Genomic DNA, 3,914 nt, shown 5'->3' with positions numbered 1-3,914 from the left:
CCGCCGGTCTTGGTGTCGGTGGCTGTTGAGCCTCCGCCCTGTTTCCGGTTCTGGCTTCCGGTTCTGCCGATGAAGTCTTCTTCTTCTTCCTCCTGCATTCCGATGCCGTTTTTCGTTATGTTGTCAGCCTGTTTCTTTGAGTATTCCATAACTTGGTCGTAGGTGATTTTTCTTTCTTCCAGTATGTTTTTTGCCCCGTTGTTTCTGGGGTCGTGCAGTATGGCGAGCAGCAGGTGCATCTCGCTCACGGTTTCCGTTGCCATGAGTCGTGCCTGCAGTATCGCAAGCTTCAGTATGTTGCTTGCCTGCTCGCTCAGCTCTATGCTGTCGCTGGTGGAATGGTCGTTGTTTCCTGCCGCCACGTTCTGCTCCAGCTGCTGCTTCATGTCTTTCAGGTCCACGTTCATGCTTTGCATCATGCTGCATGCTGCTCCGCTTTTGTGGCGCAGTATGGCGAGCAGCAGATGTTCGGGCATGACATTTGGACTTGCCAGCCGTGCGGCTTCTTCTTTGCTGAATGTGAGCACTTCGAGTACTTCGTCTGAAAACTTGTTTGTCATGTTTTGTTCATTTGGTTTGCGGCCAGGCATGGATATTCCTTTGTCTGTCCGTTTACTGTTTGGTAGGTACAAAAAATATGCCAATATGGTGTGTGTCAGTTTCCCGATGGCTGTTGTGTGGCTTGTTCTTTGTCCTTGTCGTGTGTCATGCTGAATTCGCATCCGCAGTATTGCTGGTTGTAGAAGCCATACTGTTTTATTATCTCCAGCCTCCTTTCGCTCAGTCCTCCTTTGCGCCAGTTCTGTTCCCACCATGCCACGTCGTCGTATGGTTCCACAGCCCATTGTCCGGCGGCGTTTATCTGTTCCAGGCTTTTCCATCTCGACGAGGCGAGTGTGGTGGTCACCACAGAGATGCCGTTTTCGTGGGCGTAGCGGGCTGTGCGTCTGAGTCTCATCTCGAAGCAGCGTCTGCATCGCCTGCCTCTCTCAGGTTCGTTTTCCAGTCCTTTCACGTGTGCCAGCCATTCGTTGTGGCAGTAGTCGTCGTCGATGATTGTAAGTCCGAGCGAGTCGGCGTATCTGGTGCATTCGTTTTTTCTGATGAGATATTCTTCAAGCGGGTAGATGTTCGGGTTTGAATAGTATATCACTGGTGTAACGCCATTCTTCATCAGACATTCTATGATGGCGCTTGAGCATGGTGCGCAGCAGGTGTGGAGCAATACTGTGGTCGCTCCTCCCGGCACGTTTATTTCGAATTTCTTTTTCATTTGTGGATTTGACGGGGTATTTCCTTGATGATGGTGTTTGCTATAGGAAAGGTGTGAGCAGATGTGCCACCCATCCTACGAATTTCTTCCAGGGCGTTCTCCATCTGTTCCAGCTTTCGGGGGTGAGCTTGAACGATGAGAGCTTGTCTGCCTCGAACATGTCGTTGAGCTGGCGTGTGGTGTGCGGGTCGATTATCACGGCGTTTTCCTCGTAGTCGAAGTTGAGGCTCCGGGCGTTGAGGTTGGCGCTGCCCACGGTGCAGAATTTCCCGTCCACCATTATTATCTTGGTGTGGTGGAATCCGTCTTCGTATATCCACACGTCCACTCCGTGTTTCATCAGTTTGTGCACGTTGTAGAACACGCAGTCTGGTGTGAGCGGTATGTCGCTGTGCGACGAAACCATTATCTCCACCTTCACTCCTCTTTTCACCGCCCGTCTGAGGGCCTTTTTCAGTGTGCGGTTCAGCGTGAGATACGGGTTCACGAGCTTTATGCTGTCTTGCGCATCATTTATGGCGTCGGTGTAGAACTGTCGTATTATCTTGTTCGTCGTCCTGGGTTCGCGGTTTATTATCCCCACCATCTTGTGGCCTCGCGTCGGTGTGTCGTCGGGCTTCAGTCCGCTGATGTAGTCGGCGTTTCTGGTGCCGCGGTAGTATTTCGCCCCGGCTATCTGTTCTCCCGTCACTTTTTTCCACATCCTCACGAATATCTTCTGCAGCGTGTTCACTTCTTCGCCCTCTATACGGCAGTGCATGTCTCGCCATTTCCCCACCACGTCGGTGCCCTTGATGTAGTAGTCTGCCACGTTCATTCCTCCAGTGTATGCCACTTTTCCGTCGATTATCACGATCTTGCGGTGGTCTCTGTGGAACACGTGGTTTACCCACGGAAAGCGGAGCGGGTCGAATTCGTGGATGTCGACTCCCCTCTGGCGCAGTTTCTCGAGATGTCTTTTCTTCAGCGGCTGGTTGTTGGAGTCGTTTCCGAATCCGTCGAACAGCGCCCTTACTTCCACTCCCTGGCTGGCTTTCTCTGCGAGGATGTCGAAGAGCAGCGAGGCTATGGAGTCGTTGCGGAAGTTGAAGTATTCCAGGTGTACGCTGCTTCTTGCCTGGCGGATGGCTTTGAAGATGTCGTCGAATTTCTCCTGTCCGCTCATAAGCAGCGTCACGGAGTTGTCGTTGGAGAATTCCACTCCATGTTCCCTCATCTGCCTTGCGATAAGCGAGTCGGCGGTCACGGTCTGCGCTGCCGCCGTCATTGTGGCGCAGACCATCATGAGCAGGGCAAGTAACAGGGCAGGGCGCCCTGTGGCGTGTGTCCTTGTTTTATTTGTCCGTGCGTTGCGTATGTTGTCGTTGATAAAGAATATCATATATTGTCTATAACATCATTTGTCTTGATTCATGTCTCGCGTGCCTTGTCGGTCTGCCAGAAGGCAAGTATGCTGAGATGTTGCCGTTTCCGGTGTATTGCCGCAGGTGGGCGAAAACAGGTGCAAAGTTATGGAAAAAGTCGGTTTTGACAAAATATTTGTATGCAATGAAGAGAAATGGCAAAAAAATGCGGTGTATTTGTCATCAGTAACAAGTTGTTTTTTCACCGTCACTTTGCGTTGTTCCTCGATTATAACCCTGTGGGTCTTCATGCCTATGTGGGTGTTTTGCTGACCGTAAACCATTGGTTTCTGTCTCTTCAGTACGCGTTTGCCCGCGTCCGTCGGTTTCCTGCATTGCTGCTCAACATTTTTCCCATTTTCCCATTTTCCCATTTTCCCAATGGGAAATGGTGTTTTTATATAAGTCATTATATATCAATATATTATCTTTTTTATTACATTTATTTTTCGTTATATGGGAAGATGGGAAAATGGGAAAATGGGAATTTTGGAAAAAATGCCCTCTCTTTTCCTCTCTCTTGCCATCTCCTTAAGGTCTACATTTGCCATGCCTCATGTCATAGTATTTGCAGGATTTACAAGAACAGAGTTGTTAAGCTTGCCGTAGTCTGCTTGTCGGAGAATGTATAGCCGTTGGAAAAGTCTTTACAAAAGTGTCTCAAGTGTCTCACTGTCTCACAGTCTCATGTGGAATTGATGGTTTTATATAAGTCATTATATATCAATATATTATCTTTTTTATTACATTTATTATTCATTTTATGAGACAGTGAGACAGTGAGACACTTGAGACACTTTCCTCTCTTTTCCCTCTCTCTTGCCATCTCCTTGAGGTACGTGTTTGCCATGTCTCATGTCATAGTATTTGCAGGATTTACAAGAACAGAGTTGTTAAGCTTGCCGTAGTCTGCTTGTCGGAGAATGTATAGCCGTTGGAAAAGTCTTTACAAGAAAGTCTCAAAAGTCTCAAAGTCTCAAAGTCTCACGTGGAATTCGGTATTTTATATAAGTTATTATATATCAATGTATTATCTTTTTTATTACATTTATTATCGCTTATATGAGACTTTGAGACTTTGAGACTTTTGAGACTTTTGAGACTTTCTTCCTCCCTTTTCCCTCTTTCCCTTGCCCTCTCCTTGAGGTTCACATTTGCGAAATCTCTTGCCAACTGGAAGAATGTGGCGATGGTGATTCCTCTCTTTTGCCTTTAACCCAAAACGGTCATTAGGCCGT

At 48.0% G+C, this 3,914-nt stretch carries 4 protein-coding genes; all 4 read right to left on the bottom strand.

All coding sequences use genetic code 11. The annotated features are described in order from the left end of the window. A partial coding sequence (locus QVO99_RS07910; RefSeq protein ID WP_288177060.1) for a Clp protease N-terminal domain-containing protein occupies positions 1-560 on the bottom strand: 560 nt, incomplete at its 3' end. Between the two features lie 95 nt (positions 561-655). Beyond that, positions 656-1,273 (bottom strand): epoxyqueuosine reductase QueH, encoded by a 618-nt coding sequence (locus QVO99_RS07905; RefSeq protein WP_022317072.1) that lies wholly within the window; start codon positions 1,271-1,273, stop codon positions 656-658. A 40-nt stretch (positions 1,274-1,313) separates the two neighbouring features. Next, complete coding sequence (locus QVO99_RS07900; RefSeq protein ID WP_288177062.1) at positions 1,314-2,558, bottom strand: phospholipase D-like domain-containing protein; 1,245 nt, start codon at positions 2,556-2,558, stop codon at positions 1,314-1,316. 111 nt (positions 2,559-2,669) lie between these two features. Further along, positions 2,670-3,086 (bottom strand): hypothetical protein, encoded by a 417-nt coding sequence (locus tag QVO99_RS07895; protein ID WP_022317070.1) that lies wholly within the window; start codon positions 3,084-3,086, stop codon positions 2,670-2,672. Positions 3,087-3,914: the final 828 nt, after the last annotated feature.

It is taken from the genome of Prevotella sp. CAG:592, from assembly GCF_000436015.1.
Taxonomy (GTDB): domain Bacteria; phylum Bacteroidota; class Bacteroidia; order Bacteroidales; family Bacteroidaceae; genus Prevotella; species Prevotella pectinovora.
Note: the sequence above shows the minus strand (reverse complement) of the source record. Positions and strands in the feature narration are given on the sequence as shown.

Excerpts from the sequence above, each read along its gene's own strand:
- QVO99_RS07895 (WP_022317070.1), bottom strand. The coding sequence starts at position 3,086 with ATGACTTATATAAAAACACCATTTCCCATTGGGAAAATGGGAAAATGG.
- QVO99_RS07900 (WP_288177062.1), bottom strand. The coding sequence starts at position 2,558 with ATGATGGTCTGCGCCACAATGACGGCGGCAGCGCAGACCGTGACCGCC.
- QVO99_RS07905 (WP_022317072.1), bottom strand. The coding sequence starts at position 1,273 with ATGAAAAAGAAATTCGAAATAAACGTGCCGGGAGGAGCGACCACAGTA.